A 16,445-nucleotide genomic window follows, 5' to 3' on the forward strand; every position below is an offset into this window, starting at 1 on the left:
ATAACCCATGCATTCCGGCGCGCACTTTGATCCGCAGTTAGGGCTGGATATTCATACCTACCCCTGGCCGTTACCGACGCCACATATTGGCATTGTGTTTGACGTGTTCGACTACCTGCCGTTAATTGGCACCACGGTTCATGTCAACAGCATCAAGCGCGCCAGCGCCGGAACGGGCGGAATGTCGGTCCATATTCCGGTTGGCGGCGCCTGGGTGCCGCCGCTGCGTATGCCGGGCGGCCCGCAGATTGAAGACGAGCTGTTCATGGGCAGTAAAACCGTCTCAGTGGACGGCGAACCCTTTTCACGCATCGGTATGCCGGTGCTGAGTTGCAACATTGTCGGCATGATCCCGCCGTTCCGTCTCAAGCGCGCCACCAAGCCCAAACCGCTCTCTCTGACGCTGCCGCTGACCTTCAACCTTGCCATTCCTAACAACGTAATCGTAGGGGGCCCGCCCACCATCAACCTGATGGCGCTGCTGATGCGTGCCGGGTTAAGCGGACTGGGCAAAGGGCTAAAGACGTTCAGGAAATCGGTGAAGTGGCAAAGTTTCATGAAGCGTTTTGGCCAACACAGGCGCAAATTGTTTCGCAACATGGAACCCGGTTTTCTCAAATGCCGCGTGCTGCGTGCCGAACCGGTTGATATCCGCGATGGCAGCGTCAGTCTTGAACAACAGGATTTTATGTTGCCGGGGCGCTTACCTTTGGTTTGGAACCGGACCTATTCCTCGGCCGATATTGAAACGGCAGGGCTTTGCGGTTATGGCTGGCTGACGCCCGCTGATACCCAACTGGATATCCTGGGTGAAGAGGGCGTTGCGCGCTTCACCCAGCCGGAAGGGATGACGCTGTTCGCCGCGCTGCCGCAGGCAGAAGGGCGCGAACATGCTGTGATGGGCTTGCCGGATGGTAGTCGCCTGTGGCGGGATAGCGTGGACGGCCGTGTGACCTGGTGCGTTGAGCAGGACGCGGGCAGCCTGTGGCATTTCACCGGTATCGATGGACGGCTTAAGATACAGCGATTATCCGATCGTAACGGAAACGGCTGGACTTTCGACTGGCAGGATCAGTTCCTGACGCGGCTTCGTGAGTTCAGTCTTGACGGGCCAACCGGGCGCGAGCTGCTTGTCAGTCTGGATAAAGGCCGTCTGCGTTCGCTGCGCCTGCACAATGCGCTGGACGGTGAAATTACGCCCTTAACACGCTACGAATATCACGCAAATGGCCAACTCAGCGCCGAGATTGATGCCCTGTCATATCCCCGGCGTTTCGAGTATCAACACGCTTACCTGGTCAGTCACTTTGATCGGAACGGCCAGGGATTTCATTACCAGTACAATGAAGACTGGCGCGTCATTCATGCTTGGGGCGACGGCGGCGTTTGGGATTATCACTTTGCGTACGAACCGCTGCTCAATGAGGTTGAGGTAACCGATTCACTGGGCCATGTATCACGCATCACCTTTGACGATACTGGGCTGCCGATTGCTGAAATCGATCCCTGTGGCGGGAATACGGTATTTCATTACGACGACCTGGGCCGCACGGTAGAAGTGATTGAACCCGACGGCAGCGTTCATCGCTGGGATTACGACGCGCAGGGCCGCATGGTGGCTGAGCATTCGCCGGACGGCAGCTCGGTGCATGCCGTGTACAACGAGGATGGCCTGCCGCTGGCGATTACCGATCAGAAAGGCGCAGTCTGGCACGCCGACTATGACAGTAGCGGCAATCTTATTGCCCGTGTCGATCCGGGTAGCGTAACGGCAACGTATCAGTTCGATCGTCTTGGGCAACTGACACAGGCCAATGTGCCGGGCTCACCGCAAACCGATTACCGTTATGACCGCTTTGGCTTCCTGCTTGCGGTCAGTGAGGCGGGGGCGGGCACCACGCATTTCAGGCACAATGTGCGCGGCAATCTTCTTGAACGTGCCGATGCCGGTCACGGCGTCACCCGCTTTTACTGGGATGCGAAAGATCGCCTCATCGCCACCGTTGACCCCACGGGCGGCGACGTCCGGATAGATTATGATCTGGAAGATGAGCCGGTCGCGTTTACCGATGAAGTGGGCCAGACCACACGTTTTCACTACAACGGCACAGGAATGCTCACCGCCTGTGAAACTCCTGATGGCACCCGGCTGGGCTACGAATACGATCCTGAGGACCGCCTGCTGGCCGTGATCAATCAATCTGGTCAACGCTGGCAGATGGAGCGCGATGGGCTTGGACGCGTGATCGCAGAGCGGGATTATTGGGGGCAAAAAACGCAGTACAGCTGGGATAAGGGCAGCCGCTTAGTCACACGTCGTGATGCGCTAGGGCGTGAAGTACACTATGCCTATGACAAGGCTGGGCGCCTGAGTGAACGGCGCAGCGGCGATACCTTACAGACAACGTTCCACTACGATCCCTGCGGAAGACTGGTGCTCTGCCAGAACCCCTGGCGACGACTCAGCTGGTGCTACGATGACGCGGGACGGCTACTGACAGAAGATCAGGACGGCTTTCAACTGCGCTACCAGTACGACGCACAGGGACGGTTGAGCGAGCGAGAGAGCGATAGCGGCCACAAAGTCATTTATGGGTACGATGCGCACGAACGCTTGCGCACGGTGCAACTGAATGATGATACGCCGATCACGTTTGACTACGATGCAGCAGGACGCTGTATCCATGAGCAGTTGTCTGAAACGCTTACGCGCACCCTGCGTTACGACCAGCAGGGACGGCTCACCTCACAACAGGTACAACAAAATGATTTACCGCTGTTTGCCAGCGGCGTTGTCTACGACAAAAGCGGGAATATCACCGCGCGCGAGGACAGCCAGTGGGGCTGCGATCGCTACCGTTACGATCCTGTTGGCAGGCTAACCGCCCATATTGACCCAGACGGCACACTGCGAAAGTTTGTGCAGGATGCAACAGGTAACCACATGCAAACGCAAACCCGTGAGGTGAACGACAGTGCGGAAGGCTGGTTCCGTGAAGGCGTGCATCAGGGCGTACGTTATGTCTTTGACCGCGCGGGCGAGCTGCGTCAGCGACGTCGAATGACAGAGACGGCAGGCGAACAGGACGAAAAAGAAGATTTTCTCTGGGATGAGAATCGGCAACTGATTGCTGTGCGTAAAGGCAACCGTCAGGTGCGCTATGGCTACGACGGGCTGGGCCGCCGGGTGTTTAAGCAAACCGACAGCGAAACCCACTGGTTCTACTGGCAGGAGGATGCGCTGGTGGGCGAAACGGTGACCCGCACGCATGAATCCTTCGCAGCGCTGAGTCTCTTCGATACCGGCAGTCGCCTTAAGCGACAAAAAGCGCAGGCGGCGCTGTTCGGTACGATGCGAGAATACGTTTATTATCCCGACACCTTCCGTCCGCTGGCTTTACTGACGCAACAGGGCGGCGGCAGGCAAAGCTGGCACTATCACTGCGACCCGAATGGCGCACCTGTCAGGCTGACGTCTCTGAGCGGCGAGATTGTCTGGGCAGAAAAAACCGGTGTCTGGGGTGAAAAAGGCCAGGTATTTGCTGACCAGATTGAAAACCCACTGCGTTTTCAGGGGCAGTATTTTGATGCCGAGACGGGGTTGCACTATAACCGTCACCGATACTATGATCCTGAGATTGCAGGGTATATCAGTCAGGATCCGATAGGGCTGTTGGGAGGAGCTAACCTTTATGAGTATGCACCTAATACGTTGTCATACGTTGATCCTTTAGGTCTAGCCACTTGTGGTGCAAAGAATTCTGCAATCTCAAAAATTCATAATGAGATTCAAGAGCGAACAACGAGGGTTTCAGCTGTAGTTGACCGCTGGTTAGGGGCAAGTAATAGTCGTCTTGCAAAAGCATACAGAGATTATTCTGTGTCAAATCCAAATTTTGCAAGTTTGATTAAGGGAAGAATCGTTGACAGAAGAATGAATAGGTGGATGAAAGGTAAATATGGAAATATCCCTGGGGCAACGTTTGATACAACAGTACCTGGATCGGGTAAGTTAAGACCAGATGCCTATTTCCCTGATTTAGATGGCAAGTCTGTTATTTTTGATATAGGTGGTGCATCCAAGGCCACAGATATACTCAAATATAACGGCGTTGCAGATGTAATAATACCGATTTATCATTGAGGTGTTGATTCGTGAAAAAGATAAAAGAAAAATGGCAAGACGCTAAATATTTGGACAGTATAACTGATATCATTAAAGCAATTGTTGCTGGGCAGCCAGTTATTGATGATGCTGATCTCTCAGGTGTGACAATTGGCCCCTTTGCGCTATTGAATGAATTAAAAGCTGTAAACCTCTTCGAATCAAAGATAACGAATACTAATATGTCTTATTCGAAAGTATCAGGAAGTATTAACAATAGTATTCTTACGAATGTAGACTTTGAAAACGCATGTTTAGATAGCGCTCTTTTGTGCAAAGCAGAAATAAAAAAATGCAATTTTTCAAAAAGTAAACTAGTAATCAATATGGATGATGCAGTGTGTGAAACAAGTCATTTTGCCAAAGCAAAGTTTGTGGCTGGATCCTCCGGAATTGAGTACGGTGGTCGTCGCGTAAAATTTGTAGACTGTGATTTTACCGGTGCTGTTTTTGATCGCGTTGAGTTTAGAGCAACGAAATTTATTAATTGCACCTTTACCGAAACGAAATTTAAAAAATGTGACTTTCGTGGCGTTAAGTTTGAGGGAGGAATTTTACCAACAACAACCCAGTTTGAAAATATGGATATACCTTCTCAGTTTGTTTGATTTCGCAAATAAAGCCGAGAAAGAGAACTCAGCCTTACTCGGCCTTATAATTTAGCGTGATTGGATCCTTTGAATATACCTGCGTTTAATTTTCCTGATCATCTGCTCAGTAAAATTAAAATATTCGCACACTTCATTGTTACCCACCACTACGGAGTGTATCGGCTAATATTTTAGCCGACTTGCGGTTGGGCTATAGCGATAAAGCCTGCAGAATTCAATCAATGTTGCAGCCTGGCTTTGCCAGTCAGTAAGCGTATTTCTCAGTGCTGCAGCCTTTAACATCCCAATCACTCCACCGTTTCATTCTCAAGCTTCTGCCTCTTGCGCAGATTCGGAAACAGCGTCATCCAGAGCCCGACCACCACCAGCGTCCCGACGCCGCCAATCACCGCGGCGGGCACCGCGCCCATCCATGCCGCGAGCAGCCCAGATTCAAACTCACCCAGTTGATTCGACGTGTTGATAAAGATGGCGTTAACCGCATTGACGCGGCCGCGCATCGTATCCGGTGTATCCAGCTGAACCAGCGCGCCGCGAATCACCATGCTCACCATATCGAAACCGCCCAGCGCCGCCAGCGCCAGCAGTGAGAGCCACAGTTTGGTGGAAAGGGCAAACAGCAGCGTTGCCAGGCCAAAACCCGCAACGGAGCCAAACATAATCATGCCGACGTGCTTTTCCAGCTTGTGGCGGCTCAGCCAGACACCGACCAACAGCGCCCCTACCGACGGCGCACCGCGCAACAGGCCAAGGCCCCATGGCCCGGTGTGCAGAATATCCTGGGCGAAGATAGGGAGCAGGGCGGTAGCACCGCCCAGTAACACGGCAAACAGGTCGAGCGATATCACCCCGAGCACGTCTTTGCGTTCACGAATAAAGCGCACGCCCATAAACATGTTCGACAGAGTCATTGGCATACGTTCCTGGGGAGGACGTTCGTAACGTAAGCGACTGACTAAGATCAGCGACAGCAAATAAAAGAGCGCTGAAACCCCGTAAACAACCTCGGGACCGGCCACGTAAAGCAGTCCGCCTAACGTCGGCCCGATAATCACCGCTGCCTGGCCGCCAACGGAACTGGCGGCCATGGCGCGCGCCAGAATCGATGGTGGGACCAGCGCAGGCAGCATTGAGGTAATAGCAGGCCACTCAAGTGCTTTAGCCAGGGCGATCAGGAAGACCAGCCCCCAAATTTCAATCTTATCTGCCCAGTGCAGTAGCGTCAGCGCCACCAGGGCGAGCAGCGCGGCCCATTCGATGAGTTGTCCAATCACCACGATACGACGACGATCGAATTGATCAGCCAGATGCCCTGCGGGCAAGGCTAACAGCACCGAGGGCAGAAACTGCATCAGGCCAATCATGCCCAGCGCCATGGCGCTGTGGGTAATCGCATAGATCTGCCAACTGACGGCCACGGAAAACATCTGAAAGCCAAACGAAGAACAGGTACGGGCCAGCCAGAATGCCACAAATGGCCTGTGTTGCAGCAATGCGTCTCCGCCTGTAGAAACCTCTTTATGCATAATGATTCCTGTCCCGAAACGCCTGTTGGCGAAAGTGGTTGCATCCGTCTGATACATGACCGTATTCGGTCTTATTTTCTCCTGGCTGGAGCACAGAGAGTGTCTGCATGATCTGACTCGCTCGCCAGACCTTTACGAACTTAAGCGGAATCGGGAAGCAGAGCATAGACGTCTAAATATTAGCATGCTCAATATTCATTTTAATCAATCGAAATATCGACAAGATGTGATAGTCCCCCTTAATAGCCAGGGGATTACCCGTTCGTCTTGTTATCAGTTAGGGCAACGAAAGCACGAACCGGTTTGGAGGGCAACAGCACTTATCAGAGCTATCGGTCGTTTGCCGACAGGGCGATGGTAAGATACGACCCACTGTTTTTGACTCGTCAGGCAACGCAGAGTTAAAAACAAAAAAACGGTGTTGCTGCACGTGGTGGTATTCACTGCGCGAAAATGCATTGACGCGCAGTGAGCCAGATTGACTTTTTTGCAATCTGCCAGGTGCGCTTGCGTGTTTTTATTGAAGGTCTGTACCCGACAGCCCGAGGCATAGGGTCGTGTTGGAGACTGCAAAGGGCGTTGAATTTTGACTCAGCATGCATCGCCGATCAAAAGGGCGAGTTAACCTGGTTTTTCGTTTCGCCTCCTTACACGCCAGCGGCCAGGACGGAGGTGATGATGTCCTTGAGTGTGCTACAGTATTCTGGCACTTTTTTTCCATGGGTTTTCAGAGGTCCCAGCTAATGACGAATAAACAGGGTGTTTTAATTGTTAACCTTGGAACACCAAAAGAACCCACAACCGCTGCGGTTAAAACGTTTTTATCTAAATTTTTGCACGACTACAGAGTGGTCGATTTACCCAGGATCCTGTGGTGCCCAATCCTGCATGGCGTGATTATTCCGCTGCGCGCCAAACGCGTGGCCAAACTGTACTCCTCTATCTGGATGGACGAAGGTTCGCCGCTGATGGTCTACAGCGTGCGCCAGGCTCGCGCACTCGAGGCGCTGACGGGCATGCCTGTCGAGTTAGGAATGAGCTATGGCGAGCCCAGCATTGGCGGCGCCATTGACAGACTGCTGGCGAAAGGTGTCGATAAAATTATTGTCATCCCGTTGTATCCGCAGTTTTCCTCGTCCACCGTCTCTTCCGTCTGGGACAGCGTCAGTCGTCACCTGCAGACGATGAAAAACCGCTACACGCCGGCGATCAACTTCATTAACGACTATGCCGATCATCCTGCCTACATTGAGGCGTTGAAAGCCTCTGTGCTGGAATCATTCGAGGCCAATGGCGTGCCGGATACGCTACTGGTCTCCTACCATGGCATACCGGTCAGATTTTCTAACGAAGGGGATAAGTACCAGGAACGCTGTGCGTTAACCACCAAATTGCTCACCGAAGCTCTTAACATGCCGTCGTTGAAGATTGTGATGACCTTCCAGTCACGATTTGGCAGAGAGCCCTGGTTAACGCCGTACACCGATGAAACCATCAAAAATCTTCCTGCGGAAGGCGTAAAAAGCCTGCAGGTGATTAGTCCGGGTTTTGCGGCAGACTGCCTGGAAACGCTGGAAGAACTGGATGAGCAGAACAGGGAAATCTTCATGCATGCAGGGGGAACGTCCTTTACCTATATCCCTGCGCTCAACGACAAGCCTGTTCATATTGAGATGCTGCGACAGCTGGCAGAGGGCGCGAAATAGCCTCCGGCGCGTGCTGACATCAGCCATCCGGCTATAACGCCAGCCGTGACGGGGCCAGAATGTGTGCATTCTGGCCCCGTCTTTTTAAACGCGCCATGCTGGCCGGATGCAGGCCGCCGGTTCGTACCGGAAACGCAGTGCTGGACGGTTCGTAACAAACCAGAACTTGAGTTTGGTGCGTAACGTTTCTACCGCTATTCACTCGAAGAACTACTGGCGCAGTGCGATCCGCACGCTGAAATGAGCGAAGAGGGTCGGGAATGGATTGATGCGCCTGCGGTGGGCAAGGCGCTCCTGTAGATGGACAGAGGGGAAATCTGGCTCGTTTCACCAGATCCGATTGCCGGGCATGAACAAAGCGGAAGGCGTCCAGTACTGATTGTTTCTCCGGCGTCCTTTAATCAGTTTACGTGGGTACCTGTGGTTGTTCCCGTGATCAACGGCGGAAACTTTGCCCGCGCAGCGGGGTTTACTGTTTCACTGGATGGCGCAGGAACAAAAACAACGTGGGGCATTCGTTGTGACCAGCCCAGAAGCATTGATATGGAAGCCCGGAACGGCAAATATCTTGAACGAATACCTGAAGTTATTGTGAACGAAGTGGTGGCCAGACTGGAGGCCATTCTGAGCGGAGATTTTAGATGTAAAGGTAAGCGCAGAAAAGCAAAAAAACCTGCTTAGTTTCCTAAGCCGGCTTCTTAAATTTGGCTCCTCTGACTGGACTCGAACCAGTGACATACGGATTAACAGTCCGCCGTTCTACCGACTGAACTACAGAGGAATCGTGTGAACGAGGCGAATAGTAACGAGGTCGCCTCAAGGTGTCAACTGTAAAAAAGCGTTTAGCATTCAACTGGCTAGCTTTAATGCAAAGCGTTCGCGAAGTAAACAAATCACCGATCGGTCATCTGCATTCTGCTTAACGGATCCTGCTGATAAAATTGCTGGAGATGCCCGTACATGGCGGGAAAGCGTTCAGCTAACAAAACCGGTGCGGTAAAAAAATACTCGGATAACACCGCGAAGCATTCCGCAGGATCGCTGGCGGCATAAGGATCGATACTGGCGGCCTGTTCCCCGACCAGCTCAACCTCATTTTCAACCTCGTCCATGGCCTCACGCAGGTCTTTTTCCCACTGGGCGACGCTACGCAGAGGAATCAGCGGAACGCCGCTGGTGTAGCCGCTACCGCGGGCATCCAGCTTATGTGCTACTTCATGAATGACCAGGTTATACCCTGACAGATCGAAGGAATCCTGAATATCCAGCCAGTTAAGGATAACCGGGCCCTGAGTCCAGCTCTGGCCCGCATGAACGGCAGGCACGTGATGTACAAGGCCGTTTTCATCCTGCCACTCATCCGCCACATTAAAGGGTTCAGGATAGATGAGCACTTCATGAAAGCCGTCCAGCCAGTCAAGACCCAGTTTCAATACGGGTAAGCAGAACAGCAGAGCAATACGCACGCTACGCAGCGCATCAAGTTGGCAGCCTTCAAGCGGCACCAGCTTTTTTTGCTGCAGAAAGCGCTGGGCCAGTTCTGTCAGCGACTGCTGTTCATCCTGGGTGAGAAGGGTAAAGATGGGTTGTGCCAGACCTGCCTGCCAGGGCAATTCGGTGACGGCGGTATCGCTATGCGTTTTCCATGGCCATTTTAACATCGTAAGTTCCGCACTGAATGCTGCTGTCGCAGAATCCTGAGAGACCAGACAGGAAAATGCCAGCATCGAAACGTCATGCTGGCATTGTCGGGCTTCAGGGATGAAGACGATATATTCAACCCGTTAGCGAGGAGATTGTCTGTGATTTAGCCCGCAAAGCGCAGGCTAAATTTACTCACGCCCGGCGCGCTCAAACTCAATGACCCACACCCACGGGTTTACCTGCCAGCTGGTTGCACCGTACTGTTTCTGCCATGCCTTGCGATAGGCTTCTTTTGGCATTTCTGAATTCACATTCATGGTGAAAAAGTTATTCAGAAAGTGCGAGTCGGTTTGAACCCCTTCAGCCATGATGTCATCTTCACTGATATCCTGAATCTGCTCCGCACGCACATCGGTAATGACCAGATTGATACGGCTGGCCCAGCGCGGCATATGAATGGCCGTCTGCCAGCCAAACTGCTCGTCATTCGGATCGCTCAGCGTATGCTGTCCCAGTTCATTGCTGTCAGCACGGTACTGGCAAAATTCCGGCGTGCGGAACGTTACGGGATCGCGCTCGTAATCCGCCAGGGCATCCTGCGGCACAATTGGCCCACGCCAGGTTTCGCGCACCCAAAGCACGTCGCCAGGCATACCGTACGGGCAGTGATAGCGAATGTCATTCATCGACATCATCTTATCGCCATGCAGATGGTTAGCCTGAACGTCAAAAGCATGAACCCCTTCGTGGTGATCCTGCCCCGGGCCAAAAGCCTGCGTTTTCATTATGCGCCGGGTTTGCGTTTGTTGGCCAACTAACAGGGCACGAACCCGCTGTTCGGAAAAAAGAATCGGCCGCTCTTTCATGGATTACCTCTTTTTATTAGTAGAACCCGGTTACTGCTAAAACAACAAGTGCATCTAAATGGTGGCAATATCATAAAAACTATAAATCATTACCCTTAACGATTTGCCGTCTCATAGTCATCTGAGCATTGGTGATTTTTGTCCCAAAAAAAGGGGGTGGATAAAAAATCAACAATGCTGTTGTTAATGCGCGTTCCGGAACATCTGATAGTGTGAATACAGTACGTTATATCGGCAAAAATAGGAACCTTTTCAGATTTATCTGTGTGTAACTTTCGCCGGTTTTAATGATAAGTGAGAACAGGTTATGTCATGTTTTTTGTTACTCCCCGAGAAAATGCCTGTCATTAATCATTACATTTATTAAACTAATTAACCTGCCCGCAATTAAATCAGTCAAGGCTGAAAAAGCAACAAACTGACGTTTTAATTACGGCAAAATGCGACAAAAATGATCAGCGTCGCATTTTTTTTCGAATTTATCCCGGGGCAAGGGCGATATTCCGCTGCTGTGTAAAGAAAATGTCATTAGCCATTCGCTATGATGGTGGGGCCTGAGCGCGTAATTCATCGTCAGTCAGGACGGACGTCAACCCAACAGGAATGAGAATATGTCACTTACGCTTTGGCAGGCTCGCTATGAGACCTGGTTTGAAAACAACTGGATTCATGATGATGGCGCGCACGATATCGCACATTTACGCCGCGTATGGATGAGCGCTCAACGCATTATGGCCGGCACCCAGGCCGATCCGCTGGTGGTCCTGACCGCGTGTTACTTTCACGATGTGGTGAATTTACCGAAAAATCACCCTGAACGTCACAAGGCATCCACCTATGCCGCCAGTGAAACGCAGCGCATTTTACAACAGGATTTCATCGATTTCCCTGAGGAATTGATGGAGCGGGTCATGCATGCGGTTCAGGCGCACAGCTTTAGTGCCGCCATTACGCCAAAAACGCTGGAGGCAAAAATTGTACAGGATGCCGACAGGCTGGAATCGCTCGGTGCTATCGGTCTGGCGCGGGTGTTTTATACGGCAGGTTCCATGAATCGCCCCTTGTTTAACAGCGAGGATCCGCTCGGTAAAAATCGGGAGCTCAATGACGTTAAGTGGACGCTGGATCACTTCCAGACCAAGCTACTGCGGTTACCAGAAACCATGCAAACCGAAGCAGGGCGCAGGCTGGCAGAACAGAATGCTGACTTTCTGGTGCGCTATATGGCTAAGCTGTGTGCCGAACTGCAGGGCAACTTAGTCAGTCTGGATGAGTCAGTCCTCCGTGACTTTAGCCCTATACACGCTGAATATTAAATTTTTATGACAGTATAGGAATCGATACAGTCATCCGGTAGCGTGGTAGTAATAACAATAAAGGAGTGATGAAATGACCGAAACTGTTAATTTAACGATTAAAATTGATCCTGCACTGAAAGAACATATCAAACAGTTGGCGCTTGAGAATCAGGTGTCAATGAGTCAGGAAATCGTGCAACGGCTTCAGGCCAGCCTTGATGCGCCTGCGCAGCCTGCCATTGACAGCCAGAATACAGAGGAAGACACATCGGATGCATTAAGCTCCAGCGAAATCAAGCAGCTGCGCACGCTGCTGAAGAAGCAGAGCAAGAAAAAGAAATCATAAATTCGGTGTTTGTCCGCGCAAAACGCCTAAAAGCCGCCTTTAACACTGGCGGCTTTTTTACGACCAAAGCTGACTACAGGGTGATGCGGAACTGCTGCACGCTTTCGGCCAGGCGCGCGGCCTGCTGCTGTAGCGTATTGACCGTCCGGCCCTGCCGGGCGGTGAGGTTTTCGTTCGTCTGAAGCTGTTTATCCAGCTCGACCACTTCTGCAGCAATGCCCGTCACGCGGCGGCTTTGTGCGGTGGCGTTTTCCTGTAGCTCCTGCAACTGTGTCACCACGGCGCTGACCGACTGGCTTATCTGGTTAAACAGCGCCTCAAGCGATTTCACCTTATTGAAGCCCTCAGAAATGTGCAGTTGTGTATGATTAACGAGACCGTTGATCTGCTGCGCCGATTCACCACTCTTGTTTGACAGGCTGCCCATCTCTTTCGCGACCACGACAAAGCTTCGTCCATAAACGCCCGCATGAGCGGATTCGATGGCGGCATTGAGCGCCAGCAAGCGCGTCTGCAGTGACAGGCCGTCCAGCATCTCAACGATACCCGCGATTTCGCCGGAGGAGGCGACGATATGGCGCATCTGAACCTCCATCTCATCCACCTGAAGCGTACATTGCTGCATCAGGTCGTCAGCGAAATGCGCCTGTTCTGAGGCCTGCTGAGAAAACAGGGTGCTGTTTTCGACTTCTTCAGACACGCGATGCAGGCGCTGGGAGATATGTCTAAAGCTGCTGTTTTGCGCTTGATACTGTTCGCTGACCTGCTCATTAGTATGCTGCATTTCACGCGTACCCTCGGCCACGCTTGCTGCAATCGTGTTAATTTCAGCCACGATGGTGCGCAGCCCCTGGCGCATCTCCGCCACTGCGTTGAAGAGTCTGGACGTTTCCAGCGATTGCAAACGCGGTGGAACCGGGCAGTTGATTAAATCACCGGTCGCAATGTCCTGTAACTGTCGACTGGCCAGACGCAAGGGAACGATCACACCACGCAGCAGCAATACGCCGCCGGTCAGCAGCAGGACAAACAGCAGTCCTGTCACCATAAGCGCCAGGTTGCGGCTTGCCAGGAGTGTGTGAAGGGTCAGGCTGTTAACCGCCGTGAGCTGTTTATTGGTCTGCGTAATCTCGTTAAACCAGGCGCTATTGAACTGCTGCTGGTAAGCCTGCATCGGTACCATAAAGAAGGCGTCAATGTTATTTCCCTCCAGACCTTTTAGCTGCTCCTCCAGTCCCTGTTTTAGCAACGTAAAGCCCTGCTGCAGTTCGCCGCCGGGTACGGCGTGATAGAGAGCAAAAAGCTGTTCAGCATGAAGCAAAGACGATTTGGCCGTTTCTGCCAGGCTTTTCCAGCTGTCAACCGATCCACTTTTCTGATCTTCCATTAAATACAGCCCGGCGCGGTGGCTGTTATCACTGGCCGTAAGCAGCTCCACGCGTGCGCGGTCCAGCAAGGCCAGTCGGTCACGCATGGCGCTGGCCTGGGTGAGGTTGACTTTGTTCTGGCTCACCTGAGCGCTCAGCAGAACAATCCCGATGGACTGCAGCAAACAAAACAGCACCACGAACAAAATAAAGTTCCCGCGCAGGCTGGTTAGCCAGGTGGGGATCGCCGGAAAGTTAAAGCGGGAACGTCTTTTCAGCACGTGCCGCGACAACAAAGTGAGAGGTGACATCTTTCTACCCATCCATTGAAAAAGCAGCAGTATTCTGGGCTTGCATGACGGCGTTGTGACAATCCCGCCGGACGGCAGGAAAAAGGAGGAATAGTTGCGCCTAAGCGCAACTTTTAGCGGAAATTATGCGTTTAACTGGCGGATATAGGGCAAAAGCAACTGTGCCACGGCGGCAAACACCGGCACAACCACCGAATTGCCAAACTGTTTATAGGCCTGGGTATCGGATACCGGGATACGGAAGGATTGGCTGTCTGCACTATCAAATCCCATGATTCGCGCGCATTCTCGCGGTGTTAACCGACGGGGGCGCCGCGCCATATTGGCGGCATCAAGAAAATCGGCTTCCCCTTTTTCCCTGTCCCAGCCGCGATCGATTAAAATTTCTGAGCCATCTTTATAGTATCGGGCTGACAGGGTGCGCACGCAGCAGTGCACATTGTGTGGATCATTCAGGCCAAAGCCGAACCCGTTACCCCGTGCTTTATGCTTCTTAGCGTACTGATAGAGGTAACGCCACAATACGGGCGACAGGATGTATTTGTCATCGGGCTGCGGCTCGAGCAGGCTCTGTAGGCTGGGCACCTGAGCAGGGAAAAATTGGTGAATGTCGCGCAGGCTAAATTGTGCTGAGCCAGCAATATCCCGCCGGATGCCGACCAGAACGATACGTTCACGATGCTGCGGCAAAAAAAAGCGTGCATCAATCACCTTGGGATCGGGCGCGCCAGCCTGGGCATCCGCCACGTCATAGCCCAGCTCGTCCAGGGTTTCCATAATCACCGCAAACGTCCGGCCTTTGTCATGGCTCTTGAGATTCTTCACGTTTTCCAGGACGAAGAATGGCGGTTTCTTTGCCGCCAGAATGCGGGCGACGTCAAAAAACAGCGTGCCCTGCGCCTGACATTCAAAGCCATGAGCCCGGCCCAGCGCATTTTTTTTACTGACGCCCGCCAGAGAAAAGGGCTGGCAGGGAAAGCCCGCCAGCAGGACCTGATGGTCGGGAATGGCCGCATCAATCGACTGATAGATCGCCTGTTCGTCAGTAAGGCCGGCCGGCTGCGTGACCTGGCGAATATCTGTATTAAAGTGGTGCTCTGCCGGATCGCTGTAGTGATTCGCCCGATAGGTGCGAATCGCCTCTTTATTCCACTCACTGGTAAATACACATTTACCGCCGATGCGCTCGAAACCACGTCGAATACCGCCGATGCCGGCAAACAAATCGATAAAGCGGAAATCGGGAGAATCATAATGTGCAGGACGTGCAGGCAACAAACCCTGCAACAGGGACAGTTCTGCGGCGGCCAGCGAGGGTAACGCGCGCTTGCCCTGACGAATCGCGTTCAGCCGCGGCGGCGTCCAGTGCGGAAAGCCGGCCTGATGCAAACGTGCGACAACGTCCTTAACGGAATAGATCGACAGCACCTGTTGTAACATGTTCAGTTCATCGGAATGCAGAGCAGCAGGGAGAAGAGGTTCAGCGGTTGCGACAGCGTGCATGCAAATATCCTTAACAGTGAAGCGCGTATGCTAACACTCCTTGCCCGAGGAGGAAATCTGCGGGCGCAGGTCAGGATAGTCTTTCAGTGTGCACCAGCGTCAAAAAGACACCATTGCCCGCGTCAGATCGAAACGGCACAGGCTGGCGATGAAAATATTTTCTCTGCTTTTATCGGGCCGACTTTCACTTTTCAGAGTGACGACTAAAGTTGAATAAGCCGCTATTAAGGAGGTGCTATGGCCGACGTTCACTCCAGCGAAACGCGCAGTAAAAATATGCGCGCAATTCGTCAACAGGACACTGCCATAGAGCAGCGAATCGCCTTGCTGCTCAAAGATCGTGGATTCAGCTATCGGGTACAGGACAAAAACCTGCCAGGCCGCCCTGACTTTGTCGTGACCTCGCATCAGGCGATTATCTTTGTGCATGGCTGCTTCTGGCACCGCCACCACTGTTATTTGTTTAAGATCCCCGCCACGCGCACCGAGTTCTGGACGGGCAAAATAAACAGTAATGTAGAACGGGATCGGCGTTATGTCCGGCAGCTGCGGGAGAATGGCTGGAAGGTGCTGATTATCTGGGAATGCGCGCTACGCGGTAAACTCAAACTGGACGATGAAGCCCTGCTTGAACGTCTCGAAGAGTGGCTGTTGGCGATGAACGACAGCGCGGAAATCGATCATCAGGGAATTCATCATTACCGAGAGGATGAATGATCCCACCTTGCTAATCAGTAACATAAAATGTTAGATAGACGCTTTTCCGTGACCGGGAGCCCGCAATGAGCAGCATAAAACTGACGGTTAAACGCCTGTATCAGATTCGTGATGAGCGCATGGTGAATACCAAAGCGACCGCCAGAATTTATGCCGGGGAAACGCTGGTGGCCACGGAAGAGATAACCGGCATGACGGAAAGCCCGGTCAGTAAATATCTGCACATGGATGGACTCGCAGGACAAGCGGTGCGCGTCGAATGGGATTGTGAGGGCATCGCTGATATGACCGTGACAGAAATTGAACGATGCCCATGTTGTCAACATAACGAACCGGAATAGGCACGACGGGCTGCACTGTCACGCGCTTCGTCGAGGATGACGCG

The 16,445-nt window shown here is 52.6% G+C and carries 13 protein-coding genes, 1 tRNA gene and 1 pseudogene; 9 read left to right on the top strand and 6 right to left on the bottom strand.

Translation table 11 applies throughout. The features are described from left to right. The first annotated feature begins 7 nt into the window (after positions 1–7). Positions 8–4,144, top strand: coding sequence for an RHS repeat-associated core domain-containing protein (locus GKC68_RS08940; RefSeq protein WP_081046468.1), 4,137 nt, complete (start codon positions 8–10; stop codon positions 4,142–4,144). Positions 4,145–4,155: 11 nt separating this feature from the next. Continuing rightward, positions 4,156–4,773 carry a pentapeptide repeat-containing protein gene (locus GKC68_RS08945; protein WP_236709029.1) on the top strand — a complete coding sequence of 206 codons (618 nt, stop codon included), beginning with the start codon at positions 4,156–4,158 and terminating at the stop codon, positions 4,771–4,773. A 290-nt stretch (positions 4,774–5,063) separates the two neighbouring features. Here the strand turns inward: GKC68_RS08945 and GKC68_RS08950 are convergent, their stop codons facing one another. Next, positions 5,064–6,302: an MFS transporter gene (locus GKC68_RS08950; RefSeq protein WP_206116581.1), complete on the bottom strand. Its 1,239-nt coding sequence runs from the start codon at positions 6,300–6,302 to the stop codon at positions 5,064–5,066. Between the two features lie 743 nt (positions 6,303–7,045). Between GKC68_RS08950 and hemH the strand changes: the two genes are divergently transcribed. The 3 genes and pseudogenes from hemH to GKC68_RS08965 all read left to right on the top strand — a co-directional run bounded on the left by hemH (position 7,046) and on the right by GKC68_RS08965 (position 8,689). Next, positions 7,046–8,008: a ferrochelatase gene (gene hemH, locus GKC68_RS08955; protein ID WP_028722735.1), complete on the top strand. Its 963-nt coding sequence runs from the start codon at positions 7,046–7,048 to the stop codon at positions 8,006–8,008. Positions 8,009–8,200: 192 nt separating this feature from the next. Further along, positions 8,201–8,308: pseudogene (locus GKC68_RS08960) on the top strand (PbsX family transcriptional regulator); the annotation flags it as partial. After that, the gene (locus GKC68_RS08965; RefSeq protein WP_050598390.1) at positions 8,309–8,689 is read left to right on the top strand and encodes a type II toxin-antitoxin system PemK/MazF family toxin; all 381 of its coding nucleotides are present in this window, start codon (positions 8,309–8,311) and stop codon (positions 8,687–8,689) included. 24 nt (positions 8,690–8,713) lie between these two features. Here the strand turns inward: GKC68_RS08965 and GKC68_RS08970 are convergent. The 3 genes from GKC68_RS08970 to GKC68_RS08980 all read right to left on the bottom strand — a co-directional run bounded on the left by GKC68_RS08970 (position 8,714) and on the right by GKC68_RS08980 (position 10,518). Then, positions 8,714–8,789, bottom strand: a tRNA-Asn gene (locus GKC68_RS08970). Between the two features lie 112 nt (positions 8,790–8,901). After that, positions 8,902–9,669: a DgsA anti-repressor MtfA gene (mtfA, locus tag GKC68_RS08975; RefSeq protein WP_233516647.1), complete on the bottom strand. Its 768-nt coding sequence runs from the start codon at positions 9,667–9,669 to the stop codon at positions 8,902–8,904. 171 nt (positions 9,670–9,840) lie between these two features. Next, the gene (locus GKC68_RS08980; RefSeq protein WP_028722737.1) at positions 9,841–10,518 is read right to left on the bottom strand and encodes a hypothetical protein; all 678 of its coding nucleotides are present in this window, start codon (positions 10,516–10,518) and stop codon (positions 9,841–9,843) included. Positions 10,519–11,129: 611 nt separating this feature from the next. Here GKC68_RS08980 and GKC68_RS08985 point away from each other — a divergent pair. Next, positions 11,130–11,834 (top strand): phosphohydrolase, encoded by a 705-nt coding sequence (locus tag GKC68_RS08985; RefSeq protein WP_028722738.1) that lies wholly within the window; start codon positions 11,130–11,132, stop codon positions 11,832–11,834. Between the two features lie 73 nt (positions 11,835–11,907). Beyond that, positions 11,908–12,162, top strand: coding sequence for a hypothetical protein (locus GKC68_RS08990; protein WP_028722739.1), 255 nt, complete (start codon positions 11,908–11,910; stop codon positions 12,160–12,162). A 73-nt stretch (positions 12,163–12,235) separates the two neighbouring features. Here the strand turns inward: GKC68_RS08990 and GKC68_RS08995 are convergent, their stop codons facing one another. After that, positions 12,236–13,852, bottom strand: a complete 1,617-nt coding sequence (locus tag GKC68_RS08995) for a methyl-accepting chemotaxis protein (RefSeq protein WP_028722740.1) — start codon at positions 13,850–13,852, stop codon at positions 12,236–12,238. 111 nt (positions 13,853–13,963) lie between these two features. Further along, on the bottom strand, positions 13,964–15,343 hold the full coding sequence (gene dcm, locus GKC68_RS09000) for a DNA (cytosine-5-)-methyltransferase (RefSeq protein WP_028722741.1): 1,380 nt from the start codon (positions 15,341–15,343) through the stop codon (positions 13,964–13,966). A 237-nt stretch (positions 15,344–15,580) separates the two neighbouring features. Here dcm and vsr point away from each other — a divergent pair, with 237 nt between their 5' ends. Both vsr and GKC68_RS09010 read left to right on the top strand, forming a co-directional pair. Continuing rightward, a complete protein-coding gene (gene vsr / locus GKC68_RS09005; protein ID WP_013026198.1) occupies positions 15,581–16,060 on the top strand; it encodes a DNA mismatch endonuclease Vsr in 480 nt (159 codons plus the stop codon). A gap of 65 nt (positions 16,061–16,125) precedes the next feature. Then, the gene (locus GKC68_RS09010) at positions 16,126–16,401 is read left to right on the top strand and encodes a hypothetical protein (RefSeq protein WP_013026197.1); all 276 of its coding nucleotides are present in this window, start codon (positions 16,126–16,128) and stop codon (positions 16,399–16,401) included. Positions 16,402–16,445: the final 44 nt, after the last annotated feature.

This window comes from Pantoea sp. RSPAM1 (assembly GCF_038816185.1).
GTDB classification, from domain to species: domain Bacteria; phylum Pseudomonadota; class Gammaproteobacteria; order Enterobacterales; family Enterobacteriaceae; genus Pantoea; species Pantoea ananatis.